26 protein-coding genes are annotated in these 20,104 nt (G+C 62.3%); 15 read left to right on the top strand and 11 right to left on the bottom strand.

Annotation, left to right across the window (positions count from 1 at the left end):
• Positions 1-104: 104 nt before the first annotated feature.
• Positions 105-1,472, bottom strand: a complete 1,368-nt coding sequence (locus NKH67_RS10595) for a hypothetical protein (protein ID WP_353030740.1) — start codon at positions 1,470-1,472, stop codon at positions 105-107.
• 126 nt (positions 1,473-1,598) lie between these two features.
• On the opposite strand from NKH67_RS10595, the gene ilvA reads away from it, so the two are divergent.
• Complete coding sequence (gene ilvA / locus NKH67_RS10590; protein WP_352501626.1) at positions 1,599-2,855, top strand: threonine ammonia-lyase IlvA; 1,257 nt, start codon at positions 1,599-1,601, stop codon at positions 2,853-2,855.
• The gene (locus NKH67_RS10585) at positions 2,852-3,424 is read left to right on the top strand and encodes a DUF1697 domain-containing protein (protein ID WP_352501627.1); all 573 of its coding nucleotides are present in this window, start codon (positions 2,852-2,854) and stop codon (positions 3,422-3,424) included. The genes ilvA and NKH67_RS10585 overlap by 4 nt, the downstream gene beginning before the upstream one ends.
• Before the next feature lie 8 nt (positions 3,425-3,432).
• Here the strand turns inward: NKH67_RS10585 and NKH67_RS10580 are convergent, their stop codons facing one another.
• Both NKH67_RS10580 and gloA read right to left on the bottom strand, forming a co-directional pair.
• Positions 3,433-3,726 (bottom strand): DUF2218 domain-containing protein, encoded by a 294-nt coding sequence (locus NKH67_RS10580; protein ID WP_352472739.1) that lies wholly within the window; start codon positions 3,724-3,726, stop codon positions 3,433-3,435.
• 78 nt (positions 3,727-3,804) lie between these two features.
• Positions 3,805-4,245, bottom strand: a complete 441-nt coding sequence (gene gloA, locus NKH67_RS10575; protein ID WP_023674793.1) for a lactoylglutathione lyase — start codon at positions 4,243-4,245, stop codon at positions 3,805-3,807.
• A gap of 214 nt (positions 4,246-4,459) precedes the next feature.
• On the opposite strand from gloA, the gene NKH67_RS10570 reads away from it, so the two are divergent.
• The 4 genes from NKH67_RS10570 (at position 4,460) to NKH67_RS10555 (ending at position 6,935) form a co-directional block, all read left to right on the top strand.
• Positions 4,460-5,056, top strand: a complete 597-nt coding sequence (locus NKH67_RS10570; RefSeq protein ID WP_502893739.1) for a cold-shock protein — start codon at positions 4,460-4,462, stop codon at positions 5,054-5,056.
• Between the two features lie 19 nt (positions 5,057-5,075).
• Positions 5,076-5,639 carry a DUF192 domain-containing protein gene (locus tag NKH67_RS10565; RefSeq protein WP_352501628.1) on the top strand — a complete coding sequence of 188 codons (564 nt, stop codon included), beginning with the start codon at positions 5,076-5,078 and terminating at the stop codon, positions 5,637-5,639.
• 20 nt (positions 5,640-5,659) lie between these two features.
• A complete protein-coding gene (locus NKH67_RS10560; RefSeq protein ID WP_352501629.1) occupies positions 5,660-6,427 on the top strand; it encodes an alpha/beta fold hydrolase in 768 nt (255 codons plus the stop codon).
• Between the two features lie 136 nt (positions 6,428-6,563).
• Positions 6,564-6,935 carry a hypothetical protein gene (locus tag NKH67_RS10555; RefSeq protein WP_352472741.1) on the top strand — a complete coding sequence of 124 codons (372 nt, stop codon included), beginning with the start codon at positions 6,564-6,566 and terminating at the stop codon, positions 6,933-6,935.
• 42 nt (positions 6,936-6,977) lie between these two features.
• On the opposite strand, the gene NKH67_RS10550 is transcribed toward NKH67_RS10555, so the two are convergent.
• The gene (locus tag NKH67_RS10550) at positions 6,978-7,592 is read right to left on the bottom strand and encodes an HD domain-containing protein (protein WP_352501631.1); all 615 of its coding nucleotides are present in this window, start codon (positions 7,590-7,592) and stop codon (positions 6,978-6,980) included.
• 159 nt (positions 7,593-7,751) lie between these two features.
• On the opposite strand from NKH67_RS10550, the gene cysE reads away from it, so the two are divergent.
• The gene (gene cysE / locus NKH67_RS10545; protein WP_023717455.1) at positions 7,752-8,600 is read left to right on the top strand and encodes a serine O-acetyltransferase; all 849 of its coding nucleotides are present in this window, start codon (positions 7,752-7,754) and stop codon (positions 8,598-8,600) included.
• A gap of 114 nt (positions 8,601-8,714) precedes the next feature.
• Entirely contained in the window at positions 8,715-8,918 is a 204-nt protein-coding gene (locus NKH67_RS10540; RefSeq protein ID WP_023674799.1) for a DUF3126 family protein, read from the top strand.
• Between the two features lie 263 nt (positions 8,919-9,181).
• Here the strand turns inward: NKH67_RS10540 and NKH67_RS10535 are convergent, their stop codons facing one another.
• A complete protein-coding gene (locus NKH67_RS10535; protein ID WP_352501632.1) occupies positions 9,182-9,913 on the bottom strand; it encodes a hypothetical protein in 732 nt (243 codons plus the stop codon).
• A gap of 119 nt (positions 9,914-10,032) precedes the next feature.
• Here NKH67_RS10535 and NKH67_RS10530 point away from each other — a divergent pair, with 119 nt between their 5' ends.
• A complete protein-coding gene (locus NKH67_RS10530; RefSeq protein ID WP_254817711.1) occupies positions 10,033-10,377 on the top strand; it encodes a DUF6949 family protein in 345 nt (114 codons plus the stop codon).
• Positions 10,378-10,395: 18 nt separating this feature from the next.
• Positions 10,396-10,923 carry a gamma carbonic anhydrase family protein gene (locus tag NKH67_RS10525; protein WP_352501633.1) on the top strand — a complete coding sequence of 176 codons (528 nt, stop codon included), beginning with the start codon at positions 10,396-10,398 and terminating at the stop codon, positions 10,921-10,923.
• 57 nt (positions 10,924-10,980) lie between these two features.
• Here the strand turns inward: NKH67_RS10525 and NKH67_RS10520 are convergent, their stop codons facing one another.
• Both NKH67_RS10520 and NKH67_RS10515 read right to left on the bottom strand, forming a co-directional pair.
• Positions 10,981-11,727 (bottom strand): SDR family oxidoreductase, encoded by a 747-nt coding sequence (locus NKH67_RS10520; protein ID WP_352472745.1) that lies wholly within the window; start codon positions 11,725-11,727, stop codon positions 10,981-10,983.
• Positions 11,728-11,757: 30 nt separating this feature from the next.
• A complete protein-coding gene (locus tag NKH67_RS10515; protein WP_352501634.1) occupies positions 11,758-12,945 on the bottom strand; it encodes an MFS transporter in 1,188 nt (395 codons plus the stop codon).
• 96 nt (positions 12,946-13,041) lie between these two features.
• Here NKH67_RS10515 and NKH67_RS10510 point away from each other — a divergent pair, with 96 nt between their 5' ends.
• The 3 genes from NKH67_RS10510 (at position 13,042) to NKH67_RS10500 (ending at position 15,019) form a co-directional block, all read left to right on the top strand.
• On the top strand, positions 13,042-13,938 hold the full coding sequence (locus tag NKH67_RS10510) for a LysR family transcriptional regulator (protein ID WP_023674806.1): 897 nt from the start codon (positions 13,042-13,044) through the stop codon (positions 13,936-13,938).
• A gap of 122 nt (positions 13,939-14,060) precedes the next feature.
• Positions 14,061-14,423 carry a MerR family transcriptional regulator gene (locus NKH67_RS10505; protein ID WP_352501635.1) on the top strand — a complete coding sequence of 121 codons (363 nt, stop codon included), beginning with the start codon at positions 14,061-14,063 and terminating at the stop codon, positions 14,421-14,423.
• Positions 14,420-15,019 (top strand): short chain dehydrogenase, encoded by a 600-nt coding sequence (locus tag NKH67_RS10500; protein WP_352501636.1) that lies wholly within the window; start codon positions 14,420-14,422, stop codon positions 15,017-15,019. The genes NKH67_RS10505 and NKH67_RS10500 overlap by 4 nt, the downstream gene beginning before the upstream one ends.
• A gap of 97 nt (positions 15,020-15,116) precedes the next feature.
• Here the strand turns inward: NKH67_RS10500 and NKH67_RS10495 are convergent, their stop codons facing one another.
• From NKH67_RS10495 to NKH67_RS10480, 4 genes are all read right to left on the bottom strand, one after another.
• Positions 15,117-15,902 carry a hypothetical protein gene (locus tag NKH67_RS10495; RefSeq protein ID WP_352501637.1) on the bottom strand — a complete coding sequence of 262 codons (786 nt, stop codon included), beginning with the start codon at positions 15,900-15,902 and terminating at the stop codon, positions 15,117-15,119.
• 232 nt (positions 15,903-16,134) lie between these two features.
• Positions 16,135-16,734 (bottom strand): transglutaminase-like cysteine peptidase, encoded by a 600-nt coding sequence (locus NKH67_RS10490; RefSeq protein WP_352501681.1) that lies wholly within the window; start codon positions 16,732-16,734, stop codon positions 16,135-16,137.
• Between the two features lie 262 nt (positions 16,735-16,996).
• Positions 16,997-17,614 carry a PilZ domain-containing protein gene (locus NKH67_RS10485; RefSeq protein WP_352501638.1) on the bottom strand — a complete coding sequence of 206 codons (618 nt, stop codon included), beginning with the start codon at positions 17,612-17,614 and terminating at the stop codon, positions 16,997-16,999.
• Between the two features lie 117 nt (positions 17,615-17,731).
• Positions 17,732-18,370, bottom strand: a complete 639-nt coding sequence (locus NKH67_RS10480) for a PAS domain-containing protein (RefSeq protein ID WP_023674809.1) — start codon at positions 18,368-18,370, stop codon at positions 17,732-17,734.
• Positions 18,371-18,762: 392 nt separating this feature from the next.
• Here NKH67_RS10480 and NKH67_RS10475 point away from each other — a divergent pair, with 392 nt between their 5' ends.
• Both NKH67_RS10475 and NKH67_RS10470 read left to right on the top strand, forming a co-directional pair.
• On the top strand, positions 18,763-19,530 hold the full coding sequence (locus NKH67_RS10475; RefSeq protein ID WP_352501639.1) for a rhomboid family intramembrane serine protease: 768 nt from the start codon (positions 18,763-18,765) through the stop codon (positions 19,528-19,530).
• A 100-nt stretch (positions 19,531-19,630) separates the two neighbouring features.
• Entirely contained in the window at positions 19,631-20,062 is a 432-nt protein-coding gene (locus tag NKH67_RS10470; protein ID WP_023674810.1) for a CBS domain-containing protein, read from the top strand.
• Positions 20,063-20,104 lie beyond the last annotated feature (42 nt).

The raw sequence follows: 20,104 nt of genomic DNA, 5'->3' as shown, positions 1-20,104 counted from the left end.
TTAAGCAATTCCACTCCGGCCTGACCAAAGGCCCATCCACCTCCGCCGCACCTCCCGGACAGGCGAAGTGCGGCAGAAGTAAGTCGCAGGCGCCCGAAATGCGCTCAGCGCCCCGCGACTGCCATCGCACTGTTGCGCGAAATGTTGGAAAACGGCAGCACTTCCGGCTTCAGCCTTATGCCAAGCACGTCGCGCATGAAGGCGCGGCGCGCCTCGATGCGGCGCCAGGCTTCGGGATAGCGCGCCGCGATCTCTTCGCGCAGCGCCTCGTCGGCCAGCGCGATGCCGTCCTCGATGTTTGTGGTGAAATAATCGGTGCCGGTCGCCGGGATGATGTCGACCTGCAAGGCCATGCCCGACTTCAATCTGATGTCGGAGCCGGAAAATACCGGCGAATGCATCCATTCGTCGATATGGATGAGATGGCCGGGGTTGAGCGCTACGCCGAAGAACCGATCGCCGATGCGCTCGTGCACAGCTTGCCACAACGCGCCGCCGGGAACGCCGATGCCGACCGTCTCGTACCAGTCGACGACGGCGCAGAAATAGGGCGCGACCAGCTTCTCGACATAGTCCTGGATGCCCCTCGGAAGCTCGGCCGCGTCCTCGACCAGAAAACCGGCGCGGGCATTGAGCGAGCCCTGGATGCCATAGGCCATGGTGATCGGGTCGCCGCGCTTGATGACGTCAAGACGCGGGCTCGGCAGGCCATAGGCCGCCCGCCCGCCGGCCGACAGCATCGGGTGGCAGCATTGCGGCAGGCCGTTGATGCCCATCAGCCGCACCGCCTGCAATTCGGTCATGCCGGGTTCGATGCCTTGCAGGACATTGCGCAGGCCTTGCGAGGAATAGGTCGCGGCGAATTCGAACGCGGCCAGTTGGTCGGCCTCGTTGATGGCGCGCAGGCCGTCGGCAGGGTTCATCAACAGGTTCGCCGCGTTGACGATCACGCCCCTATCGCCGGCAAGGCTGCGCAACGTGTCGGCGATGAAGGACGGCAGGTCGAGCGTCGTTTCGCCAAAACCCGCATCGCCGGGGCCGAACGGCTTCCAGCCGATGGCGCCGATGCGCTGGCCGGCTTTCAGGCCGCAACCGACGAGGATGTCGGCCAGCGCTTGCGAGCGGTCGCGCGGCTGCGCCGGCAGCGAGAACGTCTGGTAGAGCACGCGCTCGTAAGGCCCGTCGCAGATCTCGGCATAGCCCCAGCCCTCATTGCCGACCAGCAGTTTCGGCGGCTTACCGGGAACGATGACCAGCAGCGTCTCCTCGAAGCGAGGATCGTAGCCGCAGAGGTAGGCGACATTGGCCGCATGTTCGCGGTCGCCATAGACGACGAAGGCATCGAACCCGCCGCGCGCGACCAGTGCCGCTATGCGGGCCTCGTAGGTGGCGCGCGTAACCAGCGGCATCGCCGTCGGCTCGCCGAACTCCGGCAGCGACACGGTTTTCTGGGCCACCGATGCGACAGGCATGAACACACGCTCCTAACGGCCAACGAGGTTTTGGGAACACCCTTTCGGGTGGCCGGACAATGGCTTCGCGAGGCCGGATATGCAATAGCGGGACCGAATTCGCCTAGCCTGTGGGGTGCTCCTGCCATGACCAGTTTCTCCTCTCGCGTCGCTGCCGCCGCTGCCGCGATCCGCGAGATCTTTCCGGAAACGCCGCTGCAGGAAAACGACTATCTGTCGAAGAAGACCGGCGCGCGGGTGCTGCTGAAGCGCGAGGACCTGACGCCGGTGCGCTCCTACAAGATCCGCGGCGCCTTCAACTTCTTCCGCAAGACGCTCGCCGCCGGCAATGAGGCCGAGCTGTTTGTCTGCGCCTCGGCCGGCAATCATGCGCAGGGCTTTGCCTTCGTCTGCCGCCATTTCGGCAAGAAGGGCGTCGTCTTCATGCCGGTGACGACCCCGCAGCAGAAGATCGACAAGACGCGGCTGTTCGGCGGCGAATTCGTCGAGATCAGGCTGGTCGGCGATTTCTTCGACGACTGCTACCGCGCGGCACTCGAATTCACCGAAACTGCCGGCGCCCACATGGTGCCGCCGTTCGACCACAAGGACATCATCGAAGGGCAGGCGACCGTCGCCTATGAGATATCAGGCCAGATGCCCGGCGCGCGCATGGCTGATATCGTCATGCTGCCGGTCGGCGGCGGCGGCCTGGCCGCCGGCGTCACCCATTATTTCGCCGACCAGCACCGCGAAACGCGCTTCGTCTTTTGCGAGCCGGCCGGAGCCCCGAGCCTGAGTGAGAGCCTTGCCGCCGGAAAGCGGATCAAGCTCGCCAAGGTCGACAATTTCGTCGACGGCGCGGCGGTGGCCGAGATCGGCCGCGAGCCGCTGCGCCACCTCAGGGAGTTTGCCGCCGACACCGTGCGGCTGATCCCGGAAAACCGGCTCTGCGCGACCATGATCGAAATGCTCAATGTCGAAGGCGTCGTGCTCGAGCCGGCCGGCGCGCTGGCGATCGATGCGCTCAAGGATCTTTCCAGGAAGGAAATCAGGGGCAAGACCATCGTCGCCGTGGTGTCGGGCGGCAATTTCGATTTCGAGCGGCTGCCGGATGTGAAGGAACGGGCGCTGCGCTTCGAGGGCTTGAAGAAATACTTCATCATCCGCTTTCCGCAACGGCCCGGCGCGCTGCGCGATTTCCTCGAATTGCTGGGTCCCGACGACGATATCGCCCGCTTCGAATATCTGAAGAAATCGGCGCGCAATTTCGGTTCGGTGCTGATCGGCATCGAAACCAAGGACCGCCGCAATTTCGACCTGCTCAAGGCGAATTTCGACGCCGAGAGCGTCCATTACCAGGACATCACGGACAACGAGACGCTCGCCGGGTTCATCATATGAGCAGCAACGATCTTCCGAACGCTCCGGCGAAGGTTTTTATCGCGCTGTTTTCCGGCATCAATGTCGGCGGCAACCGCATCGTCAAGATGGCGGAACTCAGGTCATTTTTGGAGCAGCTCGGCTTCTCCGATGTCGCCACCTATGTGCAGAGCGGCAACGCCGTGTTCCGGTCGCCAGATGGCGATGCGGCGACGCTGACCAAGCGGTTGGAAGCGGAATTCGAGAAGAAATGGGGGCTCCATTCACGCATCATGGTGCGCGATCTCGGCTGGCTCGAGCGGCTGGCGGCGGACAATCCCTATCCGGAAGTGGCCGGCGAGCCGACCAAGCTGCATGCCTATGCGCTGGAGCGCCGGCCGACCGCCGAGGAGGTCGCCCGGCTGGCGGAAAAATGCACCGGGCCAGAACGCTTCGAGATCAAGGGCGACGTGCTCTACCTGCATGCGCCTGACGGGCTCGGCAAATCCGTGTTTGCCAATCAAATTCCGCGCGTTCTGAAGGTGCCGGGCACGGCGCGCAATTGGCGCACCGTGCTGATGCTGCTGGACATGGCCAAGGCCGGCGGTTGACAGGTCGTCTACGCGGTCGGAGCGCGTTTCCAGTCGAATGCCAGCTCTTCACGGAAGGCGAAGCGCTTGATGTGCTCGGCGACGACCGTTTCCAGGCGCTCGAGCGAGCCGGCTTCATCGGTCGTCACTGCAATGTGCAGCGCAGCCGGGTCGGCATCGAGAACCGTGCGGCCGAGCGTCAGATCGATGGTGCCGTGGTTCGGGTCGAATTCGACGGGAAACTTGTGCGCCCAATGTTTGCACAGCTGCTGCAGATAGCGGCTGGCATGTTCGGTGGCGACGTCGACATGGCTGGCCGGCATGAATGAATTCTCCTTGGGAATGCGGACGCGAAAACCGAACCAGGGCCCGCCTGCGTCCGTTCAAGATGGCGTGATCGGTTACCAGCTGCCGGTGTTCGGCATCGACGCCCACGGCTCGGCCTTCGGCTTGGCCGGACCTTTCTGCAACAGCTCGATCGAGATGCCGTCCGGCGATTTGACGAACGCCATGTTGCCGTCGCGCGGCGGCCGGTTGATGGTAACGCCATTGTCCATCAGCCGCTGACAGGTGGCGTAGATGTCGTCGACCTCATAGGCGAGATGGCCGAAATTGCGGCCGCCCTTGTAGTCTTCCGGGTCCCAATTGTAGGTCAGCTCGACCAGCGGCGCTTTCTCGCTGATGCCGCTTTGCTCGTCTTCGGGGGCGGCGAGGAAGATCAGCGTGTAGCGGCCTTGCTCGTTTTCATGGCGGCGCACTTCCTTGAGGCCAAGCTTGTTGCAGTAGAAATCGAGCGAAGCATCGATGTCGGCGACACGGACCATGGTGTGCAGATAGCGCATGATTTCCTCCTTATGTTGCGTTGCGGCGCAACATAGGGGCGGCCCGGCCAAAGGGCAATTGGCCACGCTTGCCGGCGCCGGCAAACGGCAAATCCGCTATTCCTGTACGGAACCGTGAAAAAAGGCACGTCAGGTCTTGCACACACCGGAAGCCGCGGTGTTAATCTGATACCAAGAATCAGTTGCAGTGTTTCTTGAAAAAGGGGGCGTTCTTATGGGGGAAAAGGCCTCTTTCATGGGGCGGGACGGGGCCGGTAACGATGCGTTGAAGCGGGATGAGAGCGCCGATACGGCCGATCTCGTCGAAATCGCCGGCGCCATCAAATGGTTCGACGTGGCCAAGGGCTACGGTTTCATCCTACCCGATGATGGTACTTCGGGCGACATCCTCCTCCATGTGACATGCCTTCGAAAGGACGGTTTTCAGACCGCCCTGGAAGGCGCCCGTGTCGTCTGCCTGGTCAAGCAGGGCGAGCGCGGGCTGCAGGCCTTCCGCGTGCTCTCGATGGATGTCACCACGGCGGTGCATCCGGCGGAGATGCAGGAGCAGCGCACCCATGTCGCGGTGACGCCGGAAAGCGGCCTCGAACGGGCGCTGGTCAAATGGTTCAACCGCACCAAGGGGTTCGGCTTTCTGACCCGGGGCGAGGGCACCGAGGACATTTTCGTCCACATGGAGACGCTGCGCCGCTACGGCATCACCGAACTTCGGCCGGGCCAGGTGGTGCTGGTCCGCTTCGGGCGCGGCGACAAAGGCCTTATGGCTGCCGAAATTCACCCCGATATGGGTACCTTGCCGGTCTCGCATTAGTTCCGGCCGAGGATTTCATATGGCTCACAGGAACCGGCTGACGGCGGGCGCGCTCTGCGCCGGGATTTTCCTCATCGTCGCCGCAAGTGCGTTCTTCTATTTTCAGCAACCGAGTTCCGCCGACGGCAAGGCGATGATCCTTCCCGTCGACCCGGCGCCGCTGGTCGCGGTGACGAAGGCCGGCGAGCGTTCTTTTTCCGTGGAAATCGCCGACACGCCCGCCGAGCGCGAAGCCGGCCTGATGTTCCGCCGCCACATGGCCGACAATCACGGCATGCTGTTCGTCTTCGGCGCGCCGCAGGATGTGAGTTTCTGGATGAAGAACACGCCGATGCCGCTCGACCTGATCTTCGTCGGACAGGACGGCCGGATCCGGGCGATCGAGCAAGGCGAGCCGCAGTCGGAGGCGATCATCTCGCCGGGCGAACCGGTGCGCTTCGTGCTCGAACTCAAGGCGGGCACCGCCGCCAAAAAGGGCATTAAGGACGGCGACCTGCTGCGCCATCCGGCCATCGGCACGGCGCCGGGGCCGGCCATGCCGCCGCCCGACAAGGGCGATGCGCCGAGTGTCGATTCCGACTGAGCGGGCAGGATCTTCGGCCGATGCAGTTCTTCTCCCATGACGGTTTCGACCTTGCTTTCCTTGACCGCCAGCCGGCATCGGGGCAGGGCGATCCGGTGCTGATGATCCACGGCTTTGCCTCGAGCCATTACGTCAACTGGGTGTCGCCCGGCTGGTTCAAGACGCTGAACGACGCCGGCTATCGTGCCATCGCCTTCGACAATCGCGGCCATGGCTCGTCGTCGAAGAGCTATGACGAAGCCGACTACACGCCGGCAAAAATGGCGTCGGACGCGGCAGCGCTTTTGAACCATCTCGGCATCGACCGCGCTCATGTCATGGGTTATTCGATGGGCGCGCGCATATCGGCCTTCCTGGCGCTCTCCGACCCGGACAAGGTGGCGACGCTGGTCTTCGGCGGTCTCGGCATCGGCATGGTCGACGGCGTCGGCGACTGGGATCCGATAGCCGACGCCCTTCTGGCCGACGATCCGTCAGGCACCAGCGATCCGCGCGGCCGCTCGTTCCGCGCCTTCGCCGATCAGACCCGCAGCGATCGCCGCGCGCTCGCCGCCTGCATCGCCACCTCGCGCGAATTGCTGAGCGAGGCCGACATTGCCCGCATTGCCCAGCCGACCTTGATTGCGGTGGGAACCAAGGACGACATCGGCGGCTCGCCGGATGAACTCGCCGCCCTGATGCCGAACGCCAGGGCTTTTCACATCGAAGGCCGCGACCATATGCTGGCGGTCGGCGACAAGACCTTCAAGCAGCGCGTGCTGGAGTTTTATGCCGAGCATCGGTTTTGATGGATGGCTGCCCAAAAGCGGCCATTGGGCCTGAAGCTGGGGTTCTTAGCGGTTTTGCAACGATACGGGAGTAACCAAGCGTGACGCGTGGATCGGTTCAAACCCGCCACGCGCTGAACGAGGGGCAGGGGGTACGATGGCACAATGGGGAAGAAGCGACGCCGCTTTGCTGGGCGTCGTTGCGAAAAGCAGGTTCGGCGAATGGTCCGTTGTTCTAGCGCTGGCTGCATTGGTGGCAGGCGCGATGGCGATCACCGCGTTGATGGCAATGCCGAGCGACGCGTCCGTGCTTATCCAGCACAGTGTGACAGGCTTCTTCATGGCGGTATTTTTCCTGGTCGGGCCATTGGCGCATCTTACCGGCGCGGTCTTCGGGCTGATGGCGCTGGGTCGTCCAAACGACAATCGTTTGCTCGGCCTGGCTGGCATCGTGGTCAACGGCGCGTCGCTTGCCGCCGGGGTGTTTATGCTGTGGGCCATGGCATCGACCATAGGCGCGTTTACGTGATTTCGGGCAGATCTTCCGGACGCAAGTGGCCGACGCGTCGGGCTACGATCGGCGCGGGCTGTGCCCCAGCGCCCTGAGCGACCGCGCCATGTTATGCCGTGCCTGGGTTTCGAAGCGCCGGCGGAATTCCTCGCTGTGGAAGATATGCGGACGCGCGAGGAAGCCCTCTAGCACTGCGGCACGGCCGGCCCGCCACATCGGCTCATCGACCCACTTATATTCGCGGCGGACCGCCTGTTCATAAGCGTCGAACGCCTCGGGCGCAGCACCCAGGATCGCCAGGTCCATGTCGAGGAACAGCGCCGCGTCGCGAACCGAATGCTGGTCGCCAAGGGGCGGCAATTCGTGGCCGGCGGTGGCAGTGATCATCGCGGCGATGTGGCCGAGGCGTTGTGCATCGGCGCGACCGGCGAGCTTTTCCTCGGCAAGTGCGGCACTCCTCGCCTCATTGTCGTTGGCGCGGCTGTCGTAGATCGCGTCGTGAAACCAGATCGCTGCCTCGACTGCTTCAGGATCATGCAGCAACGCCTTGTAATCATTGGCCAGTGCCAGCATCGCCTCGATGTGGCCAAGGTCGTGGTAGTGGCGATCTTCGGCCTCATAGAGCGCGGAAAGCTCGCGCTTCAGGGTCTCGTCCATCAAGGTTGCGTTTTCCATGGCTGCTTGAAATTCCGCCAACCAAATCCATTTCACGAAGCACTAAGGAAAATTGAGTTCACCCGTGCTATGATCTGGCTTATAGGTGCGGCCGGAGAATAGGCAAGCCGCCAACCGAGACATTGGATGGCCGAGACATTGGATGGCCGGAGACATCAGATGAACAGCGTTACGATTTCCCGTCCCACCAGGGTGCAGCCGGTAGATCCGATCTGGCGTTCGATCCGCGACGAAGCGATGGAAGCGGTCAACCGCGATCCGCTGCTGGCGGCGTTCCTCTATTCGACCATCCTCAATCAGGAAAACCTGGAAGAAGCGGTCATTCACCGGCTGGCCGAGCGCCTCGCCCACCAGGACATCGGCTCCGACCTCATCCGCCAGACGTTCAAGGCGATGGCGGCCGACGACAAGGACTGGTCGACGACGGTGCGCGTTGATATCCAGGCCTATTACGACCGTGATCCGGCATGCGACCGCTTCATCATGCCGGTGCTCTACTTCAAGGGTTTTCACGCCATCCAGACGCACCGGCTGGCGCATTGGCTGTGGAACCAGGGCCGTCAGGATTTCGCGCTGTATTTGCAGAGCCGGTCGTCCTCGGTGTTCCAGACCGACATCAATCCGGCTGCCCGCATCGGCAAGGGCATCTTCCTCGACCACGCCACCGGCCTCGTCGTCGGCCAGACGGCGGTGATCGAGGACGACGTGTCAATCCTGCACGGCGTGACGCTGGGCGGCACCGGCAAAGCCGGCGGCGACCGCCATCCCAAGATCCGCTACGGCGTGCTGATCGGCGCCGGCGCCAAGATCCTCGGCAACATCGAGATCGGCCATTGCTCGAAGATCGCGGCCGGCTCGGTGGTGCTGTCGCCGGTACCGCACAACAAGACGGTTGCCGGCGTGCCGGCCCGCGTCGTCGGCGAGACCGGCTGCGACCAGCCTTCGCGGCAGATGGACCAGCTGTTGCCATCGCAGACGATGGACCACGTCGTCAGCTTCGACATCTGAGTGCTCGGGCAGGGGCTGAATTCCTGCCCCCCCATGCCGGCTTGCCTTTACATGGCCATTGTCGACGTGCCAGAAGCGCGCTCAAACGAAGAAGCCGACGATCGGAGAAGACTGTTGAAGCCGGACGAAATCAGAAAGCTGGACGCCTATTTCAAGCGCACCTTCCAGAACCCTAAACTCGAAGTGAAGGCGCGGCCGCGCAAGGAAGATTCGGCCGAGGTCTATGTCGGCGACGAGTTCCTCGGCATCGTCTTCAAGGACGAGGACGATGGGGACTATAATTTCTCGATGGCGATCCTCGACATCGATCTGGCCTGAGCTGGGAGTTTAGCTGGCCGCTACGCCTCAAGTGCTGCGGCGATACGGAACCTTGCAGGACGCCGGTGGGACAGCGCCCCCCTCTGGCCTGCCGGCCATCTCCCCCACGAAGGAGGATTGGCTGCCTCGGCGCTGCACTCTTTCTGCAACATTGGAGATTGGCGAAAGCCAAGATGACGGCCGATCTCCCCCCTCGTGGGGGAGATGTCCGGTAGGACAGAGAGGGGCGCGAAGGATCGCTACGGAACGGCTCGTTTCGTTGCTTATCGCCCGGTCTTCTGCACACGTGCCGCCTCGCCCGAAATCGCCGCGTCGAGCCCCTGCCAGTCGCCCAGGAATTCCCGGGGGAAGCGGTAGGTGAGGCTGAGATTGTCGCCGACCAGGATGTCGCGTTCGCAGGGCGCCAGCGATTCGTCCGCGCTCGGGCCGCTCAGGCAGCGTGCGACGAACGGATCCTCGCCGGGGCGATCGGCGACCGCCAGCACTTCGTTGAGATAGCCTGATTTTTCGCTGAAGGCGTAAAGCGTGGTGCCGCCAGGGCCGGGTGTACCCGGCTTGGCGATCAGCGCGCTGTAGATCGGCGCGAAGCGGCCGCTCATGTCGCGCGACATCATCTGCGGCTCGAACGACAGGAAGACGATGTCCTTGCTGGGTCCGGTGTGGTTGAAGTCGTTGCGGGCAGCCTCGCTGTAGCCGTCCATCTCGGGATACCGCAGATAGAGGTCGAGTCGCGAGGCGATGCCGTCGCGCCGGGCCTGGGCAAAGCGGATGACATTGGCCGGCACGGCGATGACGTTGTTGCCGATGACGACCCTGTGGACCGTGGTGTCGTCGGTGTACCCGGCCATGGCGATCGAGCGGCCGAACCATTTGCCCCCGAGGCTGATCGCCACCGAAAGCAGCGCCAGCGTCGCGAATGCATAAAACACCCGCCTCATCAGCGTCGAATCGACGACGCTGAGTTGCGGGCCCTCAGTGGCGGCTGCCTGCTTCATCGCGACCCTCATTTGCCGTCCCATCGGGTGTACCTGAACGGCACATCTCGGCGCGGCACGGCTCTTGCTTCGCAGCTTTGCGGGCGACTGTGCGATTTCATGGTAAACGGAGGGTAAAGATGGGCCCGGTCGAACAAATCATATTCAGTTTTATGGCTGGGCTGACGGCTTGCGGCCTGGCCGGATCGGCGATGGAGCTGATCGCCGGCCGCAGGCTTGCCTTCGTCCAGCCCTATGTATCGTCGAAGCACATGCTGCGCTCACTCGCCGCGACGGCTTGCGCCGGGCCGCTGATGTTCGCCAACGAGGCGCTGGACGCCTGGCGCGAGCGTCGCATCTCGGTGCTGGGGCTGATCTCCTGCGGCTGTACGGCGACCATCTGGGCGCTGGCGCTGGGCATGGTGGTGATCGCCATTGCGTCCTGGGCGGCTTCGCTTCTAGGGTCTGGCAGCTTGTCGGTGTGAGACGATCTGGAGACAGCAATGCCGATCTACGCGATTGACGGAAAAGCGCCCGCCTTCGAGGACGCCGACAGCAACTGGATCGCGCCCGATGCCACCCTGATCGGCAATATCAGGATTGGCCGCAATGCCGGCTTCTGGTTCGGCGTCGTCGTCCGCGGCGACGACGAGCCGATCGTCGTCGGCGCCGACACAAACGTGCAGGAGCACACAATCATGCACACCGACGCCAGCTTTCCGCTGACCGTCGGCCAAGGCTGCACGATCGGCCACCGTGCCTTGCTGCACGGATGCACGATCGGCGACAACAGCCTGATCGGCATGGGCGCCATCGTGCTGAATGGGGCGAAGATCGGCAACAACTCGCTGGTCGGTGCCGGCGCGCTGGTCACCGAAGGCAAGCAATTTCCCGACAATTCGCTGATCGTCGGCTCGCCCGCGCGCGTCGTCAGGATGCTCGACGAGGACGCAGTCGCCAGGCTGCGCGCCTCGGCCGCGCATTATGTGGCAAACGGCAGGCGGTTTAGGGCGGGGCTGAGGAAGGTCTAGCCGACCCGGAAATGGCGGAGCCGGGCCTCAAGATATCGAAGCATAACCCCTTCCAAGTCAAACCGGCTGGGCGGTCGGCCGGAACAAGATCTCGTTGATATCGACGTCGTCGGGCTCGTTGATCGCGAAGGCGACCGTTCGGGCAAACGTATCTGGCCCCACGGCGATCTTGCTCACGAAGTCCCTGGTCCCCTGCTGGATATCCTTCTCGCTGATATGCTCGAGCAACTCTGTGCTGACAGCGCCCGGCGAGATCACCGTGGTACGGATATTGTAGGGTTTCACCTCTTTCCGCAGACCCTCGGATAGCGCACGCACCGCGAACTTGGTGGCGCAATAGACCGCCGCACCCGGGTCGACCACATGGCCGTATACGGACGAGACATTGATAATGTGCCCCGATCGCTGCTCCTTCATGTACGGAAGCGCGGCCGCGATGCCGTAAAGGACGCCCTTGATGTTGACGTCGATCATCCGGTCCCATTCGTCGACCTTGAGCCGTTCGAGCGGGGCCAACGGCATGAGGCCCGCATTGTTGAGCATCACGTCGATGCGGCCGAATTCCCGGACCGCCGTGTTCACCAGGTTCTGGACCTGGCCGGCATCGGTGACGTCCGTAGTAACGGCCTTGGCTTTGTGCCCAGCGCCGGTCAGTTCCTGGACAAGGGCGTCGATGCGGTGTGACCGGCGTGCACCCAGGACCACGGAAGCGCCTCGTGCGGCAAGATGGCGTGCCGTCGCTTCACCGAGGCCGCTGCTGGCACCGGTGATGACGACGACCTTGTTCTCGATTCCTTCGGACATGAGATTCTCCTTGACAAGAATTGAAAGAGTTCAGGTGCGGGGGCCGGCCGAGGCGGCGAGCAAGGCCGATCCCGTGAGCAGGACGGCGGTGAGAAGGAAGGCGCTCCACCAGCCGGCCACGTCGAACAGCAGGCCTCCTGCAATAGCGCCGCCTGCGATCGCGAACTGGATCAGGGCGACCTGGAGTCCGCCCCCGGCCTCCAGGTCTTCAGGGATGAGCGTGCTCATCCAGGTGTTCCACGCCACCGGGATCGGGGTAGCGAACAGTCCCCAAAGAACCAGCAGGCCGGCCGTGGCGCGTGCAAACGGTCCAAAGGCAATCAGCAGTAGAGCGAAGACCGCGAGTGCACTCGGCAGCCCGATCAGCACGGCTGTGAGGTGCCGCCGGAGTATGAGGCCGATGATCGACAGTCCCGCCAGGCCACCGAGGCCGACGCCTAACAGAGCCAGTGAGAGGGTGTTGACCTCAAGGCCCGTCACGTTTTCCAGAAACGGCCGCAGATAGATCGAGAGCGCGTTCTGCCCGATGAAAGCGAGCCCGGTCGCGCCCATGCCGATGGCGAATCTGCGATTCCGCAGCAGGCCGAACATGCTCGACACCGAGGCGATCTCTATCGGCGGCATCTTCGGGAGAACGGCCAACTGCCACACGAGCGCCGCAAGGCCGATGGGGACAGTGACGAAAAAGGTTGCCCGCCATCCGATCAGCGATCCGAGGAAGCTGCCGACGGGCGCGGCGATCACCAATGCGAAGGCAGTGCCACCCTGGAGCAAGGCAATGGCCTTGGGCAGGTCGGGTCCCGCGGCCAGGCGGGCCAGAATGGCCGTCGACAGTGACCAGAAACCGCCGATCGCGATGCCCACCAGCGCCCGCCCGGCCAGGAAGACCAGGAAGTTGGGAGCAAGCGCCACCGCCAGGCTCGATGTGGCCAGCACTGCCGTATAGACCAGAACCACCGTCCGTCGATCGACGTTTCGCAACAGCGAGTTGCCGAAGAGGCTGGTAACCACGGCGAAGAATCCGGATACCGCGATTGCCTGGCCTGCCTGACCCTCGGAGACGGCCAGATCCTGAGCGATCGGGGTGAGCAGGCTCACCGGGAGGAACTCCAGTCCGACCAGAAGGAAGGTCAGCAGCGACAGGCAGACCACCGCAGACCATGGGGTCGTCCCGCTGTCCGCAGCAGTGGCCTCGTCCAGCACGAAATCGATGGTCATAAGGCAGTCTCCTGTCCGTTCCCGAACTAAGTAGTCGGGCTGGCCAAATGCGACTAGCGGGTATAATTTTGATGTGGTTGTGAATGAGGCTCATCAATGCCACGCGACGAGTTCGCCGAAATGCGCGCGTTCCTGGAGATCACCCGGACGCGGAGCTTCACCCGAGCAGCCGCCAAGCTCGGGGTCACTCCTTCGGCCCTTAGCCACACCATCAAGTCGCTGGAGTCGCGGCTTGGCGTCCGTCTTCTGTCTCGCACCACGCGCGACGTGGCCCCGACGGCGGCCGGTCAACGCCTCAAGGAAGGCATCGAACCGCATTTCGAAGGCATCGCGGCTGAGGTCAGCGCTCTCGGCGTCCTTCGCGACAGGCCGTCCGGCAACATTCGCCTGGTGTGCACCGACGATTCGGTCGACATTGTCTTCCGCGCCCGGCTGCCAAAGTTCCTGAGCGACTTCCCCGATATCAATGTCGAGTTGGTGGTCGACAACGCCTTCACCAACATCGTCGAGCGCCAGTTCGATGCCGGCGTGCGTCTGGGCGAGTCCATTGCCCGGGATATGGTAGCCGTGCGCATCGGAGCCGACGTGACCTACACTGTGGTCGGCTCACCCCATTACTTCGCCCACCGGACACCGCCGGAGACGCCGCAGGAGCTGACCGACCATAACTGCATCAACTACCGGCTGCCGACGTCAGGATCGGTCTATGCCTGGGAATTGCGGGAAGGAGCGCGCGAGTTCAGTGCTCGGGTCGAGGGGCAACTGACGCTTAACAACATGGGGCCGGCGATCCAGGCTGCGCTTGACGGAGTGGGCTTGGCCTATCTACCGCGTGAACTCGTCCTTCCACACATTGAGAGCGGCCTTCTCCAGGAAGTCCTGACCAAATGGTGCCCGACGTTCCAGGGTTACCACCTGTACTATCCAAGCCGGCGCCATCCCTCTCCGGCGTTTTCCGCCTTTGTCGACGCGTTCCGTATCAGGGGCAAGTAACAGCGTTTCGACGGCAAACGGGAGGCGGTTTAGGGCGGGCTGGGGAAGGCGTAATTCCCGCTTGACCTGGAGCTGCTCCAGCTTGGTAGCCTAACGCAGAATCGGCAGACTGTAGGCAACACATGCGCATCTCGGAGGCGGCATCTACAAGCGGACTGAGTATCGACACCATCCGCTACTATGAGAAATTGGATTTGCTTCCGAAGATCGCACGAGGAAGTGATGGAAAGCGTGACTTCTCGGCGGAGACTGTCGAATGGCTTATCCTCCTGTCCTCGCTGCGCGAGACGGGCATGCCCATGGAGCGGATGCGGTACTTTGCACAGCTCTATCAGAGGGGCAACGAAACGCTGTCCGAACGGAAAGCGATTCTTCTTGACCACGCGGCGCATCTGGAAAAGCGGCGAACTGCCTTGGATCGCTGTGCCGAAGTCCTTGCCTACAAGCTCAAACGGTATGACGAGATGACAGAGGAACTGTCATGAGAATTATTGTCATCGGCGCCGAAGGTGATATCGCGAAAGTGGTCTGCGACGAGTTAGGTTCTCGCCATGAGATCATAAAGGCCGGACGGTCCAGCGGCTACATTCAGGTCGATATGGCCGACCGCGCATCGGTCGATGCCATGTACGCCAAATGCGGCAAGGTGGACGCCATCATCTCGACAGCAGGCAATGTCCATTTCGGACCGCTTGGCGAGTACACTGAAGAAACGTTCATGCGGGGCCTGCGCCATAAGGTCATGGGGCAGGTCAATTTGGTCCTGGCAGGGCTAGCCACTGTCAGCGACGGAGGCTCGTTCACACTAACTAGCGGAGTGCTCGACCGCGATCCCATTCGGATGGGAACAGGGGCAGCAACAGCAAACGGCGCGCTCGGCGGTTTTGTCCTTGGTGCGGCGATCGAGATGCCGCGCGGTCTCCGCATCAATGTTGTGAGCCCCGGACTTCTGGACGTGTCCGTGCCGAGATATGGCGAATGGTTTCCCGGTCACGAGCCCGTTTCGTCGAAACGGGTGGGGCTGGCCTATGCGAAGAGCGTGGAAGGGGCCATCACCGGCCAAGTGATCATCGTCGGGTAGTTTCGCAAAATTCCCGATTAGAACGACAGTTCTGCACCTGATCTTTGCATTTGCAACAGACAATTGACCGGATAGGCAGAGCAAACTGTCGCGAAACTCAGGATACTTGCGACGTTTCGCTTTCGTTGTCTCCTGCAAACAACGTGGCTGACCCTGTTCGACCAAAAAATTCTAAGATTGGCCTATCGTCCCAGACTTGGACCTCAATGAAACGATCGAAGCGCCTTAGGTAATCCGACCGCCAATGCTCGCCGGGTAGGCCGAATTCTGCAACTACTCGCCTGATCTCGCCCAAGGTGAATACCTTGCCATGATAAGGTCTTCGTTCAAGCCGATGGCTCTCCAAGGTCGCGATTGGAAGACTGGCCATGCTATCTGGAAAAGTAAATGTGAGAACGCTGGGCGAAAATACTCCAAGCGGCATCACCAGGGAGCAAGGCCGAGAGGGGTCCTTACCGTGCGCAAAATCACCGAGAAAGAAGTAAATTGGTCTGTTCCGGCGCGTATTACCCAAGAGTCGCTGCCGCTCACCAATGAGCCACGTTTCGGTGTCCATTCTCCGGCGAAGGTAGTTTGCTTTGATCGTCCGCCTGCCCAAATCTCGATGCCTTTGTAAAATCTCCTCAGCTTCAGCGGGCGGCAAATCACACAGATTTGCAAGGAAAGGGCCTTCCGGATGAAAGTTGTGCGTGATCTCTTCTGGAAGAGCATTTATCGACACGCTGCTTTGCTCCTGATCTTTCGCGAAACGTCCGATTAAAACGACAGTTTTGCATCTGATTTTTGCAACGTCGCAGAAGAAGCCTTTTGCGGCAACGTCGCAGAAGAAGCCTTTTGCGGCAACGTCGCAGGTCCGTAAAGATGTCGTCTCCCGCGATCCCAATGGACACCAAGCGTCGGATTGTCACCACCAGGACCCCAGTGCCGCCAGAAATGGTGGAGCCGGCCCGGGGACGGGGCCGGCTCCTTAAACCCGGTCGTTGGGGACGGGGAGGGTGGGGACTCGACCGGGTTTCTCCTAAAGCGCGAAGTCATGCGACGCACTTAACCTCTGTTTTATGCATGTCGTTATCCCAAAACCGCTACGCACTTTTGGGCGACATGCCTTGGCGTCCTCAGCGGACGCTGGCGACCGCGTCGGAGCGGCCGTCGTTGATCGTCACCCAGGCGCCGGAATTCCGCTCGGACTGGCGCTTCAGGTAGGTGTAGCCGGTATTAGTCCAGGACAGCACCTTGGGCTGGAGATTGTCGAGGATGAACTCGCCAAGGCTGGTGCGCACGGTCAGCACCGCATGGCCGTCGCCATTGCGCTGGCGCACCACCGTCATCAGCAGATCGCTGGCCGGCACGCCGATGCTCATCAGCTCGCGGCGCTTTTCCAGCGCATAGTCCTCGCAGTCGCCGAAGCCGCTATTGGGAAAGGACCAGACTTCCTCCTTGCCCCACATCTCCATGTCGGTGCGCGGCGCGACCCTGCTGTTGACCGAATTGTTGACCTTGACGATCGTCGCCCACAGCTTGCGGGTCAGCTCGACGGGTGCCCGGCCAGGCGTCCTCTGATTGCATTCCTGCGGAAGCTGCTGGCACAATTCGTAGTGTCCGACCGGCTGCGTGGTGCGGCCGCCGGTGTGCATGAAGGCCGGCTCCGCCGCGTTTACAGTCCCCCAACCGAAAAGCTGCATCGCTATTGCCGCCAGCAACAGCTTGCCCCTCATCCTGTTCATTATTCAGTCTCCCCGTTTGAGGAGACAATGACACGGCTGGATTTATTTGACGCAAAAGCGCGAAGTAGACATTAAGTAAAACGCCAGTAGAATAAACATAAAATTTGACACAATTGAATATAGAATTGTTTAAGGATTCCAGCCGGGCATGTTCCCATGCTTCGTCGCACCGTTCGAACAGCCAGGATGGCGGGACAGAGGGGGGCGCGAAGGATCGCCAGCCTCTCTTCCCGATAGTGCTAACGCTTCCGCGTCAGCCGCGCGACGAGCTGAATTCAGTGTCGAGCGTTTCCGGCCGCTGGATGACGGCGAACTCGATGGCGACGCCATCTTCGAAATGGCGCACTATCTGGCCGCGCATGGTGCCCAGCATCACCTGGACGCCAATGGCCGGCTTGGCGTCGATCTCGATCGCCGCGCCAGACAGCGACAGGTCGATGATGCGGCACTGGTACTGGCGCCCGTCGGCAAGCTGCAGCACGCTCGTCGGGTTGCGCGGCGCCACACGTTCGTGGCGGCGGTCTTCCGGCAGGTCGAGCTCGTGCTTGTTGGCAAGCCAGGTCAGTTGCGCGGCGAGCTTGTCCCTCTTGCGCTCCGACGCGATGACGGTCATCGCAAAGCCATCCTGCAAAGTGCGGGTGATGACGCCTTCGATGCGGCCGATATGATCGATATAGGCAATGACCTTTTCGCCCGCCAGGCCGGCGCGCTCGGTGCGCAGCGCGACGTTGCCGGGCGACATGTCGACCACCTGGCAGGGATGTTCGGTGCGGTCTTCCAGCATGAAACGTCCGTAAATTTTCACGCGGACGCGCTGAAAGTTACGCCTTTCAGCTTGGGACGGCGCATGGTCGACCGCCGCTGACCTCATCACTGCCATACCCCGTTCGGCATTCCGCGCATGGATGCGGGGAATTTCAGCGGAAAACTACAACAAAGCAGGTTAACAAAGGGGAAAGCCCGGCGCTGTTGCTTTAAGCTTTGGGCATCATTCCTCGCGTCCGCCGTCGAAGACGACCAGGTGACGGATGCGGCGGGCCTGGCCGAGCGCCGAAATCGTCTCGGGCGGGTCGAATTCCGATGGGGCGAGCGAGGGAACCTCGATCGCCGGACGGTTCCCCGGGAACATCGGCTCCTTGTCGGGATCGACGACGCGGATCGAATCGATCAACGCGTCGAGAACCGGGTCGGCGCCCAGCCAGAAGGGCTTTTCGACGGCGCTTATAACACCGAGGCAGCGCGGGCTCTCGACACCGCCGTCGAGCGGCAGCGCGAGCAGCTCGAACCTGTTGGAACGGCCGCTGCGGCTGAAACCTTCATAGGTGATGAGCACCACCGATTTCAGGTCGAAGACGCCATCGGTCAGCTTCGAGATCAGCCGCTGGTCCTTCTCGCGCCACAGCGAAGGGAATGAAAACCCCTTGAGTTCGCGGCCATAGACCGCGCAGAGCCTGGTGCCGGCGAGCCGGAACACCGCTTCGCCGCGCGTGTCCTTTTCCAGGATGAACGTGTCGGCCAGCAGCGACTTGATGTCGGCGGGTTCGACTTCCGAGCGCTTCGGGGCAGGGCGTCCGTCACGCAACCGGTTCCAATAATGGAACAGCGTGATCGATCCGGTCTGGTTCATGCTAATGCTGCTCCGCGCATTCTGTCTTCTGATGTCCCATCGGTGAACAGAAGGGCGCCCTCCGAAGACCTACATGCGTTGCGGAGCAGGATGCGTGCCAGCATCGTTAATACTTGTTCACGGGTCGGGGCGGTTAAGGTTAACAACTGGTTTACGTTGCGCGCCGGCCAGGCCTGTGGCACACCAAAACCACTCCAGAAGCGGTCGTTTTGCGACGATCGGCAGCACTTCAGTCAAGAGTTCAGGGGGAGCAAGGGGGCTCGACCAGCCGTTCAAGGGAAACCTTGGACGGCTTCTTTTTTGATTCGGGGCTGCTGATTCGCCGTTTGTGATTCGGTTGGCCGTGATCTACATGCTCGCCAAGTCCAATCCAGCGACTGAGTGCAAGCCATATGAGCGACCCAGAAAGCCCACCGGAGATCGAGCAGGGCGAGAGCGGGCCTGCCGCCCGCGAACCGGAGCGCCGCGAACCGGTGTTCAACCTGCCGCCCGTGGTGCTGGCGGTGATCGGCATCTGCGTCGCGGTCCATCTGATCCGGGTCTATTGGCTGACCGACGACCAGGATTTCGAACTGCTTGTCCGGGCTGCCTTTGTCCCCATCCGCTATTCGGGCCGCTTCGATCTGGATTTCTTCGCGTTTTCGAGCCCCTTTACCTATGCCTTCCTGCATGGCGGCTTTGCCCATCTTGCCATCAACATGGTGTGGCTCGCGGCCTTCGGCTCACCGTTGGCCAACCGCTTCGGCGCGCTGCGCTTCAGCCTGTTCTTCGCCGCGACTGGACTGGCGGCGGTGGCGCTGTTCTGGGCCATGCACCCGCTTGGCGAGGCGCCGCTGGTCGGCGCCTCCGGCGCGATTTCCGGCATGATGGGCGCGGCGGCACGCTACGGCTTCCGCATCGACCGATCGTCGGGCAAGGCCGCCTTCGCCGGCCAGCCTTTGCCGATGGCGGCGGTGCTGCGCTCGCGCGGCGTCGTCACCTTTCTCGCCATGTGGATGGTGATCAACCTCGCGACCGGCCTCTTCGGCCTGGCGCCTGGCATTGACGGCCAGATCGCCTGGGAAGCCCATATTGGCGGCTTTCTTGCCGGCTTTTTCGGCCTGCGGTTTTTTGATCGGCGAGAGCAGGTGCCCCGGCAGGCGGACGAGCCGGAGACCTGAGACGGCCGCACTTGAAATGCAACCGTTCGCGGCGCACCATGTTCATCCCAGGGCAAGCCGGCCAGGGCAGGAGCCGGCAGGAAATGCAGAGGAGGACGCCATGACTGTTAAGGCAATTCTCGAGGCAAAAGGCCACGACGTGGTGACGCTCGGGCCGAACGAAAAGCTCAGCGAAGCCATCCGCATGCTTTCCGAACACAGGATCGGCGCGCTGGTCATCACCAATGGCGATCACAAGATCGTCGGCATTCTTTCCGAGCGCGATGTGGTGCGGGTTCTCGCCAAGGAGGGGGCGGCGGCGCTCGACCTTGCCGTCCGCTCGGCGATGACGCCCAAGGTGAAGATCTGCAATGAGAACCACACCGTCAACGAGGTCATGGAGATCATGACCAAGGGCCGCTTCCGCCATCTGCCGGTGGAAAAGAACGGGCTGCTCGACGGCATCGTGTCGATCGGCGACGTGGTCAAGCGGCGCATCGAGGATGTCGAGCGCGAGGCCGAGGAGATCAGGGCCTATATCGCCACGGCATAGGTGACGGCGGCCGGGTTGCCGGCAGGTCGATTTTTCAAGCTG

Source organism: Mesorhizobium sp. M0968, assembly GCF_040319065.1.
Taxonomy (GTDB): domain Bacteria; phylum Pseudomonadota; class Alphaproteobacteria; order Rhizobiales; family Rhizobiaceae; genus Mesorhizobium.
This window is presented reverse-complemented; position numbering and strand designations above follow the sequence as displayed.